Source organism: Arthrobacter sp. GMC3, from assembly GCF_002929305.1.
Taxonomy (GTDB): domain Bacteria; phylum Actinomycetota; class Actinomycetes; order Actinomycetales; family Micrococcaceae; genus Specibacter.
In genome coordinates, this window is the sequence record NZ_PJIO01000004.1 from 189,399 (window position 1) to 206,512 (window position 17,114).

A 17,114-nucleotide genomic window follows, 5' to 3' on the forward strand; every position below is an offset into this window, starting at 1 on the left:
GACTTTCGCTATGCGCACCAGCCAAGACGGAGGGTGCGCATAGCGAAAGTGATGCACTGGCTCTTAGCGGTGCAGCCCTATCTCCACGGTGGCGCCCAGCAGGCCGGCCGTGCGGACGGTGACCACGGTGTCGCCCTTGGCATCAAGAGCCAGGGTGGCACCCTCACCTGAGGTGATGCGCCGGTACTTGGTGCCAGTAATGGTCACGGAAACAGAATCCGCGCCTTGGGTAGGATCGGACACTGCTAGCACGCCCTGCCCCGGGTTCCCGCAATAGAGCACGCACGCCGCGCGGTCGGCGGAGATGGACCCGACGGTGCCGGCACGCCAGAACACGGCGGCTGTATCCTGGTTGCCGAACTCCACGCCTTGGCCGACAGCGTCGTTGCGTACGACGCGCGGCGCTTTCTTAGCAGCCTTTTCGGTGTCCTTCGCGGACGCGCCCGGGAGTAGGGCATAGGCGTAGGAAGCGGCGTTGGGGGTTGTCCCGTGATCGATGACCAGGGTGGCGTACTGACGGCTGGTGGTCGTGGCGGGCCCACCGGTGTTGATCTTATTCCAGGACCCCTCGCGTTGTTCGCGCAGCACCGTCAGGGGTTCGCTGCCCAACAACAGGTAGCCGCCCGTTCCCTCAAGATGTGCCCAGGTGGGGCTGGGGTAGGTGGCCGGGGTGCCGGTGGCGGCGGTGTGGGCGGTGCCGTTGACGGTGATGCGGGCCCCGCCCTGGGCACCAAGGTTGCGGTGTTCAACCACAGTCTCCACACGGGCTTTGCTACCGGTATGGATGTCCGCACCCAATGCCACCGCCATGCCTTCGGAATAGAACCAGGACTTGCGGGCACGAAGGCCCGTGCCGCCGGGCCCGATCAGGTGCATGCCGACGGCGCCGCTACCCTCCAGCGAAACCCCGCCGGTCCATTCGTTTTGCGGCGTCTTGGCACCCCACTCGCCTTCAACTTTGGGCGGTAGAACAGTGGTGTCGGCTGTGATCCCGGGGAGACGGCTGAGGTCGGCGGTGGGCCAGAAGTCGTCGTCGAAGTGGTCGGCCTTGCCGGTGTAGAGGTAGCTCATGCCGGAGCCGGTCTGGGCGCCGAGGTTGTTTTCGCCGTTGCCGCATTCGTACCAGGCGATCCGGTTGCTGCACAGTCCCAGGGCCACCGCCCAGCCATCGCCTCGGAACACCGAACGGTCCATGCCGGGGAAATAGCTGTGCCCGGTCTTCTCCGGCACGGCGGCAATGCCGGATTTCATCAAGTCCTTCAACAGGGCGGTCCGGGGGATGGAGGCCCCAACCATCGGGTTTTCGAAGCTGTTCCGCTCAATCCAGCCCCGGCACAGGCCCCGCCAGCGGTTGCCCGTTGCAGGGTCCACGGCCCGGGCCAGCCACAGAATGGCCTCGACTGCCATGTTGCCGTCGTCGTAGCTGCGCTCCTGGGTGCGAGAAACGGCCCGCCCGCGCACGGAATCGAGCATTTGCCCGTTGTACAGGAAAGGGGCGAAGGAATCCTCCACGGTTTTGAACAGGATGTCCTTGCTGGGGTCCGCAACGGTGTAGCTGGATTCGCCCAGCAGGGAGAACAGCTTCGCCAAGCCGCTCAGCAGGACCAAGCCGTAGGTTCCGGTGTAGGCAATGGTGGAGTGCTGGACAAATGAGCCGTCGGCGAAGAAGCCGTTGCCCTCGGTGACGTACTGCCAGACGGGGCTCAGCGCGGTGATGGCGGCGGCCAACCGTGCGGGGTCGTTGCCGACGATGGAGCGCACGATGATCGCCTGGCAGATATCCACCCGGTTGGCGCCCTCCGAGAGAATCTTTCCGCGCTCGTCAGAGAATTGCTTGGTGGGGTCCGGGATGAAATGGTCGACGGCGGCCGCGTACTTGCCGCGCAGTTCCTCACTGACATTGTTCCCTAGTATGGCCAGGGCGTCCGTCAAAGCCTTGGGCGTACCAATCTCCCAGGACCACCAGTTGCCGAACTCTTTCTGCTCAGCGTTGTACACGAGCCGGTTTCCGTCGGTCAACGCGGCCAGGATTTGCGCCAAAAGGGTAGTGCTGTTTTCGTGGGAGGAACCAGGGGTGGCCCAGGCCGTGGCCATCTGGGCCAGCCGTTTGTAGGTGGTGACCACCTGAGCATCGGCCGTGAACGGGGCATCGCTGAAGACCTGCGTCCGGCCGCCTTCGGGCAACAGTAGCGCCACGGAAGCGTTGACGGCCGTGTCCAAGCCGGTCATTGCGGCGGCAAAGTCGGCGTCGCCAGCTGTGATGAGCTTGCGCCCGGTGATCTGGTCCACCCACCGTTCACGCAGGGCATCAAGCTGGTCGGCTGTGGCATTGCCGGCCGCCTGTGCCAGCGGTGCGAACCCGGTGGTAAGTAGTCCGGCCAACGTCAAGGCGCCCGCGCCTTGGAGCAGATGCCGTCGAGAAAGTCCGTGCGTCATTGCAGAAGTCCTTTTGTTCACGGGCCCCCGCATCAATGCCGGGGCCCTGAGGTACCTTGCAGTCAAGGACATCCAAAGAAGAGGAATAAAGGACTAATTTCCAAGATGGCCCCAATGGCCAGTGGCACCTAGACTCCGTCCCAATTTGGCCCGGTAAATGCGCCCAGCGGGTCTGACATGGCGGTTCCCGGGCGCAGGGGGCTGTGCTGCCCGGCCCCGGCTACCGGCAGGGAGGCACCGTCGAACTCCGGCACGCCGTGGCGGGCAAACCAGCCAGCCATGCGGGATCGCAAGCCAGCCAGCGCAGGGTGAGGGGCGGCGTCGTTCAGCGCTCCGGAAATCAGGTTGGTGCGCTCGCCGGGATCCGTGGTCAGCTCGTAGAGCTCGTGGGGGCCGTGAGGGTAGCGGTGGACGTATTTGAAGTCGTGGGTGCGGATCATGCGTACCGGGCCGTATTCGTCGTAGACCACCACGGCGTCCTGAGTCCTGGCAGCTTGGTCCGCTGCGGGTTCGCCGTCTCGAGAGGCGCTCAGGAGCGAGGCGAAGGATGCGCCCGGGCCCGTCTCGAAGGGGGCCGGGTTCAGCCCGGCAAGCTCCAAGATGGTGGCTGCCACGTCATAGGCGGAGAGCAGTTCGCCGCGCACCTGCCCGGCGGTAATGCGTCCGGGCCAGTGGAAGATGGCCGGGACCTTGACCGAGGAGTCGTACATGTTTTGCGGGAACGTGCCGTTGCCCTTGCCCCAGACGCCGTGGTGGCCGCAATTGAAGCCGTTGTCGCTGCTGAAAATGACCAGCGTGTCCTCACGGATACCCAGCCGTTCCAGATGATCCATGAGCCCGCCGATGGCGGAGTCCATGGCGCTGACGGCGGCAAAATAGCCCACCAAAGCGGCACGAACGTCAGGTTCCCCACCAATTGCCACCCCGTCCACGGTGGGCTGCCAGGGGTGCGGTTCCTCCTGAGGGCAGCTGGCAAATTCGCAGTCCGCGTAGAGATCCTCAAATTCCTTGGGGTGCTGGCCCTTCCACGGCTTGTGTGGGGCCGTGTAATTGACAGCCAGAAAGAACGGCGCTTCCTGGGCGGCTTCCCGGTCAAGAAAGGCGTGCGCGTCGGCGGTGATGGCGTCGGTCAGGTAGGTGGTGGTTTCCTCGCGCGCGCCGTTGCGGTACATGGTTGCGAGTGTGTACGGGCTGCCGCCGCCCGCCAGCCCGTACCAGTGGACGAACCCTTCTCGGGCGGCGTCGTTGGTGCCCAGATGCCATTTGCCCGAGAGCCCCAACCGGTAGCCGTTCTGGGCGAGCACATCGGTAAAGATTTGCTGCCCGGCCAGGTAGTCGGGAGCTTGCGGGCCAACCTCGACGCCGGTCAGGTAGTCGTGCACGCCGTGCCTGGAGGGGATCTGCCCGGTCATCAGGCTCGCCCGGGCGGGCGAGCAGACGGGGGAGACGCAAAAGAAGTTCTCCAGGCGGGTGCCCTCGGCGGCCAGCCCGTCAAGGTGGGGTGTCTTGATCTCGTCGTTGCCGGCGCATCCGAGCGCCCAGGGTCCCTGATCGTCGCTGAGGATGAACACGATGTTGGGACGCTGGGCGGAATCGCTGGCCATAGATGCTCCTTGAAAGTGTGGGCCCGCTCCCGTGAGGGGCCCGAAACCGGACGCGGGCTTTGGATCCGGGTGGGGATTAGTCTCTACAAATACCATCTTGGCAGGGGAGGAATAAAGGAGTAGTCATTGTGGGCCACACATTGCTGGAAAGCGTTTTCCGCACTAGTGTTGACGGAAATTGATGGACGAGGAAAGGCAACACCATGCGCTTGGCATTTTCCACCCTGGGATGCCCCGGGGATACCCTGCGCCAAGTCCTTGAATTGGCGCGCGTCACCGGTTCCTCGGGCGTGGAGTTGCGGGCAGGGGATGCGGAGATCGTCCACGCGGGCATGAACGCCGACCAGCGTGGTCGTGTGCGCAGTGAGCTGACCGCCGGGGGTGTGAGTGTGCTGGCCCTGGCCAGCTACGTCCGGGTTTGCGCACCCGAGGCCGACGGGAACGATTCCGTGCTCGCTGAGCTGCTGGCCGCCGTTGATCTTGCCGCGGACCTCGGGGCCACTCATGTGAGGGTCTTCCCTGGTGCGGGGCTGCCGCCCCATACCCCCGGGACTCCCCTGAGCGCCGAACTGATCGCCGCAGACCAACTCGGCGCTGCAAGGCTCAACGCCGCGGCAGGCCTGGCCCGCGACCGCGGAGTGGTCCTGGCGCTGGAGACCCATGACTCGCACCCCCGCGCAGCAGACATTAAGCGCATCCTCGCCCATGTGGACCCCGGGGCACCTGTAAAGGTCATTTGGGACCTTATGCACCCCTGGCGCCACGACGAGGCACCCGAGACGACGGCGGCGCTGCTCGCGGATTCGCTGGCTTATGCCCAGTACAAGGACGGTGTGCGGGTCCCCGGCACCAACACCGTGGAGCTGTTATTGCCAGGACAAGGGGAGCTGCCGCTGCTCGCGATGCAGGCGCTGGTGGGCGGGATTGCCCGCGCCCACGGTGACCTCAATCCCTGGATCTCCTTGGAATGGGAGCGCGCCTGGCACCCCGAGTTGCCGCCCCTGCGCCAGGCTCTGGACTCACTGAAGGAACTGCTCGCCTAGCTGCAAAAAGAATCACCTAACACCCTCTTGTTTTCCTAATGGCATTAGGCGCACACTGAAGGTATGAGTGCGGTGCCAGACCGGCGCGCAGTGCGTCGGCAAGCCACAGTGGAGGAGATCCTCGCAGCAGCCCTTGGGTTGATGGAGCGGGACGGGGTGGCGGGCATGTCGCTGTCTGCCGTGGCCCGCGCTGTGGGCATGAAACCACCATCACTGTACGAGTACTTTCCCTCCAAGAATGCACTTTATGATGCGCTCTTCGAACAAGGGGCCACGTCCTTGCGGACGGCCGTTCGAGTGGCCGCAAACCACCCCGCCCACGCTAGCGATCCCATCGAGTCGCTGACTGCGGGCACCAGCGCCTATGTGCGGTGGTCGCTGGAGAACCGGGTTACCGCACAGTTGCTGATGTGGCGGCCGGTGCCCGGTTTTGAGCCGTCCGAGAATGCCTATGCCCCAAGCCTGGGCTTGGTGGCCGATTTGGCCACGCTATTGGGGGCCGCCGTCGAGACCGGCAGGCTGGCGCCGGCTGCCGCGAGCAGCGATGCCCTGCTTCTGCTCACGTGTGTGATTAGCGGCGTCGTTTCCCAACAAATGGCCAATGAACCACTGGCTGGAACACAGTCGGGGCGCTACGCCCGGCTGCTGGAGCCGGCCGTGAACATGTGGCTTCGGTACTACGCGTCCTAAGCGAGAACACCATGAAAAACGTGCATGATTCCCCAACTTCCTTTCACTACACTGACCGCCAGAGCGCGGCGGCGGGCTACGTTGCCGTCATGACGGGCGTGGCCGATCTCTTCGACACCTTTGAGGGACAGGACTGGGAACGGCCCACCGACTGCGCCGGCTGGAACGTTCGGGACATGGCATCCCACTTGCTCGGTGCCCAGGAAGACTTGATGAGTGTTCCCGGCGTCCTTGGGCGGCGTTGGACCGGCCGACGGCGTTACCCGGGACTTTCGCTGTTGGACGCCGCCAACCAGGTGCAAATTGACAGCCATGCCAGCGAATCGACGGCCGAACTGGCCCGAAGTTACCGGGCCAACATTCCCAAGGTAGCCCGGTACGTGAGCCGGTTTCCCCGAATGCTGAGCGGAATTTCCGTGGACAAGACCATGGCGCCAAGGAATTCACCGCTGCGCCTGGGATACCTGTACAACGTGATTTACCTGCGTGACGCGTGGATGCACGGGATTGATTTGGCCCGTGCCACGGGCGTCCCACGCCCCGCATGCGGGGTGGAAGCCATGGTGGTGGGGCAGATTATGGACGACGCCGCCTACCAGTGGGGTGCCGAAGCCGGGCCTGAGGTGGTGCTCTCCGGAGAAATTTCCGGCACCTGGCAGCTGGGGCGCCCCGGTCAGCCTGCCAGGGTTACCGCCGCGGGGCTCGATCTGTGCCGCAGGCTATCCGGTCGGCGACCAGAAACGGAGGTCATGGCGCTCTCCGCAAACCCAGCCGATGTGGACAAGCTGGCGGGCCTGAGGATTCTGTTCTAGCCGGGGAGATGCGCGTAGATCTCCACGGGGGCAAGGATGCCATCCTGGAATGCGGCACGAAGGTTTGTCAGGGCCGCGGCGCCCACACCCATGGGGCCTCCGGTGCCGGCCGCGACGGACGTCAGTGCATGGTCCAGGAAATCAATGCCTTCTTGTACAGTCTTCGCTTCCAGATCCACCTCGAAGCCGGCCTGAGTCAGCGCATCGCTGTAGGCCAACGGTGGCTGCACAAAAGACGTCTCGCCGGTGTCGGCCCACGGTAGCGGGTACTCCTCTGTCTCCCCGCCCACCACCATGATGTCGTACACGGCAAAGACCCCGCCGGGGCGCAGCACCCGGGCGGCTTCGGCGAAAACCTTGTCCTTGTCGCGGATATTCATGCCCACATGAACCATGACGGCGGCGTCAAAGGTTTTTGCATCCAAGGGCAAGGCCAGGGCGCTTCCCTGGCTGAAGGTCACAGACCCGTTCAGGGCGGTGCGCTGAGTTAGGGACCGCGCAAGCGTTACAAATTCGGGGGTCAGATCAACGCCATGAACGTGGACGCCATGCTCGTGGGCCAGGTGCCGGGCCACTCCACCCATCCCGGAGCCGATGTCCAGCACCTTGGTTCCGGAGTCCAGTCCTGCCCGCCCGGCCAGCCGGGAGGTGGCGGCAGCGCCGCCAATGTGGAGTTGGTCGGCGCCGTGGAGATCGGCCGGCGCAAAATGTTCCGGGTCCTTGCCGTCGCGCCGCAGCATCGCCAGAAACTGTGCCTCGGCGTCGATGCGCCCGTAATGTGCTGCCACTGACTCTTCGAAAACCATGACGCCTCCACGCTGATTCTGCGGTTGACCGTGGCTCTTGATCCTACTCCGGGTGGCCCTAGGTGGCCGGAAAATTCTTCGTTTCCATAACTCCTTCGGTCGCCGACGCCACAAAATGGCACAGCTGTGCCACCTAGAACTTCGGGGAAGGTGACGGGCAGGAACTTAAAGGGAAGTCCCGGCGTCGTGCGTGAAGAAGGCGGACTAGAGCCGACGGCGGCGGGCGACCGAATGAAGCACGCTGCCGCCCATCATCAAGAACGCTGTGGGCAGGGCGATCATGGCAACCCAGTTGAACCCCGGCCATGGCGCGCCGCCAGCCCATTTGCTGATCAAAACCACGATCAAGGCCACGAGCGCTATCAATGCCAACGCCATGGCCGCGTAGTTAAACAGTGCCCAGAAGCGGTCGCTGGCAGAGGTTGTGCGGCGTTGATGACTCATACCATAACGCTAACAGGGGACAGGGGCGCCACAAAGCGGCGGGAAGTTTCACAAACAAGCTAACCTAGAAGCTAATAGAGCCGCACGCCATGTGCCTGAGACGTACCTGCAGCCCCTTTCACAGCGCGCCGGTACCGCGATTTTTCCTCGCACAGGCGCCAGGTGCGGTTCCCCACGGATGAAGTAGACGAGGTAGAGCAAGTGCCGATCGGCAAAGTTAAGTGGTACGACAACGAAAAAGGCTTCGGCATTTTGACTGCCGACGACGGCCGTGAAGTCTTCCTGCGCGCCAACGCCCTGCCAGCTGACGCCGGCGACATCAAGCCCGGCACACGCATGGAGTTTGGGGTGGCCGACGGCCGCAAGGGCGCCCAGGCAATGGCCGCGAAGATCCTTGACCGTGGCGCCTCGGTAGCCAAGGCCAAGCGGATGCCGGCCCGCGACCTTGCCCCCATCGTGCAGGATCTGGTGTCCTTGCTGGAACACTCCATAGGTTCTTTGACCAACGGCAAATACCCGGATGGCGACGCGAGCAAGATTGCCGCTGCGTTGCGCAAGGTAGCCGACAACTTCGACGCGTAACGGTGCCCACTATGACCGAACTTCCCCTGGAGCCTGCCACCTCTGGCACATCCGTTGCAGTAACCGCACCGCGCCCGGGCGTGCCCGTATGGCGCGTAGGCAAACCTGACGCGTTCCTGGCGGACGCCACCGCCACTGCCCTTGCCGCCGTGCAGAGTATTGCCACCGATGAGAACATCGGCAAGCATGTGGCTGTCCGCAGCGAAGGCGTACGATGCGTCACTCACCTCTTCGAGTGCAAGCTCCCCGGCTACGTGGGCTGGCAGTGGTTTGCCACGCTGGCACGCGTTTCCCGCTCCAAGGAAGCCACGGTCAACGAGGTGGGCATGCTGCCCACCAACGACTCGGTGCTTGCCCCGCCGTGGGTTCCCTGGGCTGAGCGCGTCCGCCCCGAGGACGCCAAGGCCGAAGAGGAGCAGGTGCCCGAGGCTCCCGTTGAAGGGCACGACGACGAGGAAGCCCTGGAGCACGAACACGAGACCCCGGAGACGGAGTCCGAGCCAAGCGAGGCCTGATGTCTGCCCGGCCGTAGTGATGACGGCAGCCAACGCATAGAAAAGGCGACTCCCAGAAATGGGAGTCGCCTCTTCTATGCGTTCAAGGGGACGGCTAGAGGTTTTCGATGACGTAATCGATGCACTTGATCAGCGCGCTCACGTCATCGGGCTCGATGGCGACGAACGTGGCGATACGCAGCTGGTTACGGCCCAGCTTGCGGTACGGCTCGGTGTCGACAATCCCGTTGGCGCGCAACACCTTGGCGACGGCGGCAGCATCCACAGACTCGTCGAAGTCGATGGTGACAATCACGTTGGAGCGGTCCTCGACGTTCACCACAAACGGGCTGGCCAGCGGTGAGGCCTCGGCCCAGGAGTACAGGCGCCCGGCGGAGTCGGCGGTGCGCTTGGAGGCGAAGTCCATGCCGCCGTTGGCGTTGAGCCACTTAACCTGCTCATTGAGCGTGACAAGCGTAGAGAGCGCCGGGGTGTTGTACGTCTGGTTCAGCAGCGAGTTGTCGATGGCCGTCTTCAGGTTCAGGAAGTCAGGCACCCAACGGTCACTGGCCGCGATCCGGGCAGCCCGTTCAAGCGCAGCCGGGGAGAACAGCCCGAGCCAGAGGCCGCCGTCGGAGGCGAAATTTTTCTGGGGTGCGAAGTAGTAAACGTCGGCCTCGCTGACGTCTACGTGCAGGCCGCCAGCGGCTGACGTGGCATCGACCAGAACCAGGGCGCCGTCGTCGGCCCCGGCAACACGCTTGACAGGGGCGGCCACACCGGTGGAGGTCTCGTTCTGCGGCCAGGCGTAGACGTCGACGCCGGCCTCGGCTGCGGATGTGGGGCGCGTGCCGGGGGTGGAGCTGATGATGGAGGATGCCTCAAGGAACGGGGCATTGTTCGTCGCGGAGGCAAACTTGGAGCCAAACTCGCCAAAGGAGAGGTGTTGGGCCTTCTTCTCTACAAGGCCAAAGGAGGCCACATCCCAGAATGCCGTGGAGCCGCCAACACCCATGATGACCTCGTAGCCGTCCGGAGCCGCAAAGAAGTCGGAGAGGCCGCTGCGGACCTCACCCACCAAGTTCTTCACCGGTGCCTGGCGGTGCGAGGTGCCCAGCAAGGATGCACCCGCGGCGGACAAGGCAGCCACCTGCTCCGGGCGAACCTTGGACGGCCCTGCTCCGAATCGGCCGTCGGCCGGGCGAAGATTGGCAGGGATGGTGAGGGGCGTGGATTCGCTCACAAGTATCTCCAAAAATTAAGCGATGGAAGTTAATGCGCCAATGGCTGTTGCCAATTCTGCCGCAAACCGGCAATCATCTAAAAATGTGGGCCGCATGGTGAAACATTCCGGCCCCGATCAGACAGCTGGGGAACAAGGACGCGTTTTCATCCCTTGTATTAAGCACGGTAGCGTAGAGGTAAAGTCCACACCGGAATCTCGCTCAACATCAGGAGGAATCTGCCGTGACAGATCTTATCGACACGACGGAAATGTATTTGCGAACCATTCTGGAGTTGGAAGAGGAGAACATTGTTGCGCTGCGTGCGCGCATCGCAGAGCGTTTGCACCACTCCGGCCCCACCGTCTCCCAGACCATTGGCAGGATGGAACGCGACGGCCTCGTCATCGTTTCCGGCGACCGCCACCTGGAACTCACGCCGGCTGGCCGTGACAAGGCCACACGGGTGATGCGCAAGCACCGCCTGGCCGAACGCCTACTCTCGGACGTTATCGGCTTGGATTGGGCCTATGTCCATGAAGAGGCCTGCCGGTGGGAACACGTCATGAGTGAGCGCGTGGAACAACGCCTCTTTGACCTGCTGGGCCGCCCGGCGGAATCGCCGTACGGAAACCCCATCCCCGGCTTGGAAGAACTAGGCGGTGAGGTTGCTCCCGTTTTTGCCGAGGGACTTCTCACACTGGTTGATGCCATGGGGACGTACGCCCCGGATCAATCGGTGACCATTCACCGTTTGTCGGAGCGAATCCAGGTGGAGCCGGAATTGCTGACCCAGCTGGATGAAGGCGGTCTGCGCCCCGGTGCGAAGATCTCCCTGGCCCAGGTGGGCGAGTACATTTCCGTCAGGGTTCCCGGAATCGAAGGTGCTCTTGAGCTACCTCCGGAAGTGGCATCTCATGTTTTTGTCTCCATGGAGTAGACGCCGCATTGGGGCGGTTTTGAACCGCCCGCATCGTTTTCAAATGTAACGGAATTATTACGGTGACGATTTTTACCGTATAGTAACAAGCTGGCGCTGTAACCAAAGCGTTACCATCTTTCGACACCGAGCCTTGCCTTCGGAAGATGGATTGATAGAAATTCAGGCAAGGACGGGGGAACCATCACCGGCGAACTAAGCAGTTCGCCTTGGGGTGAAGCCCGGTCTCGAATCACTCGTTGCCCAGAGGCGCTTACTAGCGTGAGCGTTGTGGGGCAGCTGCGTGCCAAAAGCCCGGGCCGGATCAAAAGTTACACTCTCTGATCCGAATCCGACAGCTAACTCCGCAGGTGTCCCAAAGAGAGGTTTTGAGTGTCAGAGGTTAAGCAGCACGGGCGCCGTCGGGCGACCGGGCCGAGTAGTCACGAGTTCGCCCCGTCCGCGGGAAGTCGCCGCGACGCCCTTGCAGCGGAACGGGCAGGCGCCAGTTCCCAGGGCGGTCTTAGTCACCTCCTGCGAACCGGGATCGCCAACGGGGCAGGGCAGAAAGTCGGCATTGCGCTGGCAGCAACCGGCCTCGCCTTGGCCGTGACGGTCCCCTCCGGTACCAGCATGTCCCTGGCCAGTGCAGATCTAGAATCTCCGGCTGCCTCGGAATCGGTGGTCACTGCGGCTGCCAACATCCCCATCACTTTCGCCACCCCGGTTCTTGGCACTGCCCTTAACCAGGACGGGCAGCTGCGCGAGACCCTCAAGGTCAAGGCCTCCAACGTCACCGCCCAGGCCGCCAAAGGCACGCTGTCCGCCCCCCTGAAGACCCTTGATGAGAGCTCACCGTTTGGTGCCCGCATCAACCCGCTGACGGGCGCCGCTGGCGAGGTCCACACCGGACAAGACTTTGCTGTCCAGTGCTCCACCGCCGTCTTTGCCGCCGCCGGAGGAACCGTGACCTTCGCCGGTTGGCACCAATATGGCGGCGGCAACCGCGTGGTCATTGACCACGGCAACGGCCTTTCCACTTCCTACAACCACCTGAGCTCAATCGGCGTCAAGGTTGGGCAGAAGCTCGAACGCGGAGACCAGGTGGCCCTCAGCGGCACTACGGGCGCCTCTACCGGCTGCCACCTGCACTTTGAGGTAATAGTCGATGATGCAACCGTGGACCCCAAGGGCTGGCTTTAATTCCTCCACAGGGGTAGTTGGTCACAAATAGGCCACTTGACCGTGACCTGAACGTGACATTGGCAAAAAACTGTTGTACCGTCGTAATCGCGCCAACTTCGAATCAAGCTGGCGCCCACGAGTAGATTGCTTAGCTCTGCCACTGCTCATGGTCCGTTCGTAACAATCGTCTGGCAGAGACGGGGGAACCAATATCGGGCTTCGAATTTTGAAGTCCTTGGGGTGAAGCCGCAAAGCGTGCAGGAAGAGTATTTTCTTCAGGCAAACGCAGAGCGGCCGGGTGACTCCCATCCGAATCCGACAGCTTACCTCGCAGGCTTTGGGAGAGGATCCTTCTTGTCTTCAAACACTACCCTTGGGCGCCACCGCGCCGAGGTTGTTCGGACCAGCCCGATCTCCGTCATCGCAAAAGCCGTCAGTTCCAACGTCGGTGGTGTCGGTCGTCAAGCAGCAGTAATTGCCGCAGCGTCAGGGCTCGTACTTACATCAGGTATTGCAGCAAATGCAGCAACCCCCACCGTGGAGCGCGCCTCCGACGGTGGAACCATGCTCAGCCAGAAGACGGAACTTGCTTCCGCCGTTACGGCAGCATCCACGGTGACGATCTCCTTCGCCACTCCCGTCGTCTCTTCTACGCCGGCTCCTGTTGTTGAGGAACCTGTAGTTGCAGCTAAGAGCAACGAAGTTGTCGCGGCTCCTGCCGCTAAGGCAGCTGCCCCGAAGATCACCACTGTTGACGCTCCGGCTGCGGCCCCCGCAATCCAGAGTGGTGTCGGTGCCACCATCGCAGCTGCTGCTTACGCACAGCTCGGTGTTGCACAGGACTGCACCGCCTTGGCTACCAACTCGTTGGCAGCTGCAGGCATCAACTACCATGGCTGGCCGGCAGGTTACTTGTCCTTGGGCCGTACGGTTTCCCAGGCTGAAGCTCAGCCCGGCGACTTGATCTACTACGCAGATGGCGGCATGGGCATGGCTCACATCGCTGTTTACGTTGGTGGCGGCCAGGCCGTCCACGGCGGATGGGGCGGCGGCACCACTGCGCTGTTCTCAGTCAACGTTGGCTCCGGTCCGGTTTTCATTGCGATCGGTCACTAACTAAGCAAGATCTCCATTACCGAGGACCCCGTTCTTGAACGGGGTCCTCGGTATTTAACCCCTGAGCGAGAGACGCCAGCTCTCTGAGCTAGCCTGTTCGCACCGAGGCCGCCGCATAGGCGGGGTGGGTTTGGTGGGGAGCGGCTACCTCGGCACAAACAGAGGTCTGCAGAGAAACGGATGGCCCGGTAGCGAAAGCTACCGGGCCATACATGTCTCTCGGTGGGCCTAGGTGGTCCGGGTGGTTACGCCATCGGTAGTCGCCAGGGCCCCCGAATCTACATCCTCATGATCGGCAGCACCTTCGTGTGACTTCTGCTCTGCGGCGCCGGCCGAGTCGATGGATGTGGCCAGCGGGATCTCCTTGATGAAGAAGAGCAGGATTCCTGCCAGCAGCAGCAACGGGACCATGTAGACGAAGATCGGGGTCAGGGCGTCGTTGTAGGCGCCTACCACGATCTGCCGCACGGCGGTGGGCAGATTGCGCACCAGCTCTGGGGTCAGTGAGTTGGCGCCGCCGGAACCGGATGCGCCGGTGGATGGCAACCGTTCGGTCAGCAGGGTGGTCAGCCGTGTAGCAAAGAGGCTGCCGACCACGGCGGCGCCCAGTGAGGCGCCGATCTGGCGGAAGTAGTTGCTTGAGGCGGTGGCCATGCCCACCTGCGAATTGGGGAACTGGTTCTGCACTATGAGCACCAGGATTTGCATGCTCATGCCCAGCCCGATGCCCATGACGGCAAGGTAGGCGCAAATGACCCAGATGGGCATGGTGGCCGTCATGGACGACAGCAGCACCAGGGCGATGGCCACAATGAACATGCCGGTGATAGGAAGCCACTTGTAACGCCCCGTCCGGCTGACCAGCTGGCCCGAGGCGATGGAAGTGACAAGCAGGCCCGCCATCATCGGGATCATGAGCAGCCCTGCTTGGGTGGCATTGGCGCCAGCCACCATTTGCAGGTATGTGGGCAAGTAGGCCAGCGTGCCAAACATGGCGATTCCGGTGATGAGGCCGGCCGCGGTGGTCAGGTTGAAGTTGCGGTCCTTGAACAGGTGCAAGGACATGATGGGAAGGTCGGCCCTGTGTTCAACCCAGATGAATGCGGCGGCGCTAGCCAGGGTTCCTACGGACATGAGCAAGATGGTGGGGGAGTTCCAGTCGTACTTTGTACCGCCCCAGGTGGTGACCAGCACCAGCAGGGTTGAGGTGATACCCAGCAACGCCATGCCGGCAACATCCACACGACCTTGCGGCCGCGGATGCTTGGGCAGTTTCAGGAAGAATACTGCCGAGATGATGGCCAGGATGCCCAGTGGAACGTTCATCCACAGGCCCCACCGCCAGCCAATACCGTCGGTGAACCAGCCGCCCAGCAGCGGGCCCGCCACGGAGGAAAGGGCAAACACGCCGCCCATGACGCCCATGTACCGTCCGCGCTCCCTGGCGGGGACGACGTCGGCGATGATGGCTTGGGAGAGCAGCATCAAACCGCCACCACCCAACCCTTGGACGCCACGGCCAATGATCAGCCAGGTCATGTCCTGGGCCAGCCCACCAATAATGGAACCGAAGATGAAGACGGCGATGGCGGTGATGAAGATGCCCTTGCGCCCTATGAGGTCGCCGAGTTTTCCGTAGATGGGCAGCATGATGGTTGAGGCCAAAATGTAAATGGTGATGACCCAGAGCATCTCATCCACGCCGTGGAGCTCACCAACAATGGTGGGCAATGCTGTGCTGAAGATCGTTTGGTCGAGCGAGGCAAGAAGCATGGTCACCATCAGCCCGGCGAATAGCAGCAAGATACTGCGTTTCTTGGCCGCACCGGCAGCGATCGGTGATTGTGTTGTTGCAGACATGAGGGTTCCTAGGGTGGATGGTCGCTAACGAGGTCCGGAGTGCGGGCGGCGTTCTGGCGCCGCAGTCCGCGCGGGGAACCTTACGGCCAGTGCTCGTTGGCGGTGACGCGTTGGATGAGTGCGGAGACGCTGCGCACCAGCTCCGTCCGGGTGGCGGTGAAATTGCCGGCCACCCACTTTTGCATGGCGTAGCGCATGGCACCCGACACGAGGGCCACCACCATGCGGGCCTCGTCTTCAAGGTCCGGCGTGCTTGAGACGTCCCGGCCCTGGAAATGGTAGCGAGCCATCACATAGCCAACGAACGCTTCTTCTGTCTCGCTGATGCGGGCTTTTTCCCGGTTCAGCAACTCGGGGGTTTGCGCGATCAGCTGGTGGCGGGAGCGGAAGAGTTTCAGGTTCGGATCGCCGTCCACCATGGTATCGGCGATCAAACTAAACAGATCGCCAAACACACTGGACCCCGTGCCCTCAACAAATCCGTGGACTTGTTCGGGGGAGGGCATGTTCTTGCCAGCGGTGACAAACACGCCTTCCTTGGACCCGAAGTAGTTGAAGAAGGTGCGTTGGGAGACCATGCTGGCCTCGCAGATCATCTCAACGGTGACATTTTCATAGCCCTTTTCCAGGCCAAGCTCAATGGCGGCGGTCCGGATGGTAAGGAGTGTTGCGGTGCGCTTTCTTGCCCGCAGTGTCTCTTCTTGTACCGGGACGCTCATGCTGATTTCATCTCCTGTGGTGTGCGGTTCGCCTTGCTGCTTTCCCGCGACAGCATCAGCATATTTGCAGTTCCTGTAAATATGCAGTGAATGCATAATTATTTTTCTGTGAGGCCATGGCCCCGCCAACACGCACGGAATCCGCCCGCTACGATGGGTGCCATGTATCCGTGGAGAGAGCAATGATGCAGGCTGTGATCCTTGCCGGAGGGCGCTCCAAACGGCTGGGCGGGGTAGCAAAGGCCAACTTGCTCGTCGACGGGGCAACGCTGCTGGCTCGCACGGTGGATGCCGCAGCGTCGGCGATTGGTGTGCAAGGGCCTCCCGGGGAGAACCCCGGGGAGAAAACCGCAAGCGCTGCAGCCGCAAGCGCAGCCTGCAGGATCGTCGTCGTCGGCCCCGATGGGCCAGTGGATGGGCTACGAGGGCCCCACGTGCAGCTTGTCCGGGAAGATCCGCCATTCGCGGGCCCCGCGGCGGGGATTGCCGCCGGGGCAGCGGCGTTGGATGGGGCGCAGGGCCATGTCCTGGTGCTGGCCTGTGACATGGTCCATGTGGCGGAGTTGGTTCCGTTGCTGGTGGCCGGACTCTCCGGCTGCGGTCCCTTGGAGGGTGTCATGGCGGTGGATGGCGGACGCCGGCAGCCGCTGGCCGCCATCTATCCGTGGCCGCCGCTGCGGGCGGCCATCGCGCAGGCGCGGGCGGCGCACCGGCTCCAGAACGCCTCCGTCTTCTCCCTGCTTGCTAGTGTGATGATCAAGGAATGCGCCGTCCCTGCGGGAATGACGGCGGACATTGACACCTGGGATGGCGCCCGGATCCACGGCATCGTCGTTCAGGACATGAAATAGCCTTGTGCGAACAGGGCCGCGAGAGGGCTATGAATGGACAATCAAGACGAGATCTTGCAAGCATGGCTGGGCACGCTGCTGGAGGCCTTTGAGATCGCCGACATTGACGTTGACGTGCACGCGGTGCTGAATGTGGCGGGTGTGGCCGCGCATTCGATCGTGCGCCCCGCGGCCCCGCTGACCACCTTCGTCGCTGGGTTGGCCGCCGGCCTTGCCGCAGGTTCCGGGCAGACATCCGAGGCCGGTGCCATGAAGGCGGCGCTCGGCCTGGCCAAGCGGCTGGCTGCGGCGCAGGCCCCCACGGTTCCGGCTGCCCCAGCGGCCGAGTAG

At 63.0% G+C, this 17,114-nt stretch carries 17 protein-coding genes and 2 riboswitches; of the genes, 10 read left to right on the forward strand and 7 right to left on the reverse strand.

The annotated features are described in order from the left end of the window. Nucleotides 1-63: 63 nt before the first annotated feature. Both CXQ94_RS09290 and CXQ94_RS09295 read right to left on the reverse strand, forming a co-directional pair. Nucleotides 64-2,436 (reverse strand): polysaccharide lyase 8 family protein, encoded by a 2,373-nt coding sequence (locus CXQ94_RS09290; RefSeq protein WP_104088942.1) that lies wholly within the window; start codon nt 2,434-2,436, stop codon nt 64-66. A gap of 128 nt (nt 2,437-2,564) precedes the next feature. Further along, entirely contained in the window at nt 2,565-4,040 is a 1,476-nt protein-coding gene (locus CXQ94_RS09295) for a sulfatase-like hydrolase/transferase (RefSeq protein WP_104088945.1), read from the reverse strand. A 203-nt stretch (nt 4,041-4,243) separates the two neighbouring features. On the opposite strand from CXQ94_RS09295, the gene CXQ94_RS09300 reads away from it, so the two are divergent. From CXQ94_RS09300 to CXQ94_RS09310, 3 genes are all read left to right on the forward strand, one after another. Next, nucleotides 4,244-5,083, forward strand: coding sequence for a sugar phosphate isomerase/epimerase (locus tag CXQ94_RS09300; RefSeq protein WP_104088948.1), 840 nt, complete (start codon nt 4,244-4,246; stop codon nt 5,081-5,083). A gap of 63 nt (nt 5,084-5,146) precedes the next feature. Continuing rightward, on the forward strand, nt 5,147-5,773 hold the full coding sequence (locus tag CXQ94_RS09305) for a TetR/AcrR family transcriptional regulator (protein WP_104088951.1): 627 nt from the start codon (nt 5,147-5,149) through the stop codon (nt 5,771-5,773). A gap of 11 nt (nt 5,774-5,784) precedes the next feature. Next, nucleotides 5,785-6,585, forward strand: coding sequence for a maleylpyruvate isomerase family mycothiol-dependent enzyme (locus CXQ94_RS09310; RefSeq protein ID WP_146070262.1), 801 nt, complete (start codon nt 5,785-5,787; stop codon nt 6,583-6,585). Here CXQ94_RS09310 and CXQ94_RS09315 read toward each other — a convergent pair. Together CXQ94_RS09315 and CXQ94_RS09320 are read right to left on the reverse strand one after the other, a co-directional pair. After that, nucleotides 6,582-7,391 carry a class I SAM-dependent methyltransferase gene (locus CXQ94_RS09315; protein WP_104088957.1) on the reverse strand — a complete coding sequence of 270 codons (810 nt, stop codon included), beginning with the start codon at nt 7,389-7,391 and terminating at the stop codon, nt 6,582-6,584. The two genes, CXQ94_RS09310 and CXQ94_RS09315, sit on opposite strands and share 4 nt — an antisense overlap. Before the next feature lie 204 nt (nt 7,392-7,595). Beyond that, complete coding sequence (locus CXQ94_RS09320; protein WP_104088960.1) at nt 7,596-7,835, reverse strand: hypothetical protein; 240 nt, start codon at nt 7,833-7,835, stop codon at nt 7,596-7,598. Nucleotides 7,836-8,036: 201 nt separating this feature from the next. Between CXQ94_RS09320 and CXQ94_RS09325 the strand changes: the two genes are divergently transcribed. Together CXQ94_RS09325 and CXQ94_RS09330 are read left to right on the forward strand one after the other, a co-directional pair. Then, complete coding sequence (locus tag CXQ94_RS09325) at nt 8,037-8,417, forward strand: cold-shock protein (RefSeq protein ID WP_104089309.1); 381 nt, start codon at nt 8,037-8,039, stop codon at nt 8,415-8,417. Nucleotides 8,418-8,428: 11 nt separating this feature from the next. Continuing rightward, on the forward strand, nt 8,429-8,932 hold the full coding sequence (locus CXQ94_RS09330) for a DUF3027 domain-containing protein (RefSeq protein WP_104088963.1): 504 nt from the start codon (nt 8,429-8,431) through the stop codon (nt 8,930-8,932). A gap of 94 nt (nt 8,933-9,026) precedes the next feature. Here CXQ94_RS09330 and serC read toward each other — a convergent pair whose 3' ends face one another. After that, nucleotides 9,027-10,154 carry a phosphoserine transaminase gene (gene serC / locus CXQ94_RS09335; protein ID WP_104088967.1) on the reverse strand — a complete coding sequence of 376 codons (1,128 nt, stop codon included), beginning with the start codon at nt 10,152-10,154 and terminating at the stop codon, nt 9,027-9,029. Between the two features lie 224 nt (nt 10,155-10,378). On the opposite strand from serC, the gene CXQ94_RS09340 reads away from it, so the two are divergent. From CXQ94_RS09340 to CXQ94_RS09350, 3 genes are all read left to right on the forward strand, one after another. Further along, nucleotides 10,379-11,074, forward strand: a complete 696-nt coding sequence (locus tag CXQ94_RS09340; RefSeq protein ID WP_104088970.1) for a metal-dependent transcriptional regulator — start codon at nt 10,379-10,381, stop codon at nt 11,072-11,074. A gap of 143 nt (nt 11,075-11,217) precedes the next feature. Beyond that, nucleotides 11,218-11,444: riboswitch (cyclic di-AMP (ydaO/yuaA leader) on the forward strand. Nucleotides 11,445-11,446: 2 nt separating this feature from the next. Further along, a complete protein-coding gene (locus tag CXQ94_RS09345) occupies nt 11,447-12,256 on the forward strand; it encodes a M23 family metallopeptidase (RefSeq protein WP_306418895.1) in 810 nt (269 codons plus the stop codon). Nucleotides 12,257-12,410: 154 nt separating this feature from the next. After that, nucleotides 12,411-12,589, forward strand: a riboswitch (cyclic di-AMP (ydaO/yuaA leader). Nucleotides 12,590-12,592: 3 nt separating this feature from the next. Beyond that, nucleotides 12,593-13,354: an NlpC/P60 family protein gene (locus CXQ94_RS09350; protein ID WP_104088972.1), complete on the forward strand. Its 762-nt coding sequence runs from the start codon at nt 12,593-12,595 to the stop codon at nt 13,352-13,354. Between the two features lie 228 nt (nt 13,355-13,582). Here CXQ94_RS09350 and CXQ94_RS09355 read toward each other — a convergent pair whose 3' ends face one another. Together CXQ94_RS09355 and CXQ94_RS09360 are read right to left on the reverse strand one after the other, a co-directional pair. Continuing rightward, complete coding sequence (locus CXQ94_RS09355; protein WP_104088975.1) at nt 13,583-15,214, reverse strand: MDR family MFS transporter; 1,632 nt, start codon at nt 15,212-15,214, stop codon at nt 13,583-13,585. Between the two features lie 80 nt (nt 15,215-15,294). Next, complete coding sequence (locus CXQ94_RS09360) at nt 15,295-15,933, reverse strand: TetR/AcrR family transcriptional regulator (RefSeq protein ID WP_181034149.1); 639 nt, start codon at nt 15,931-15,933, stop codon at nt 15,295-15,297. Between the two features lie 182 nt (nt 15,934-16,115). Here CXQ94_RS09360 and CXQ94_RS09365 point away from each other — a divergent pair, with 182 nt between their 5' ends. Both CXQ94_RS09365 and CXQ94_RS22870 read left to right on the forward strand, forming a co-directional pair. Next, complete coding sequence (locus CXQ94_RS09365; protein WP_219817018.1) at nt 16,116-16,784, forward strand: molybdenum cofactor guanylyltransferase; 669 nt, start codon at nt 16,116-16,118, stop codon at nt 16,782-16,784. Nucleotides 16,785-16,817: 33 nt separating this feature from the next. Continuing rightward, nucleotides 16,818-17,114 (forward strand): DUF6457 domain-containing protein, encoded by a 297-nt coding sequence (locus tag CXQ94_RS22870; RefSeq protein ID WP_219817019.1) that lies wholly within the window; start codon nt 16,818-16,820, stop codon nt 17,112-17,114.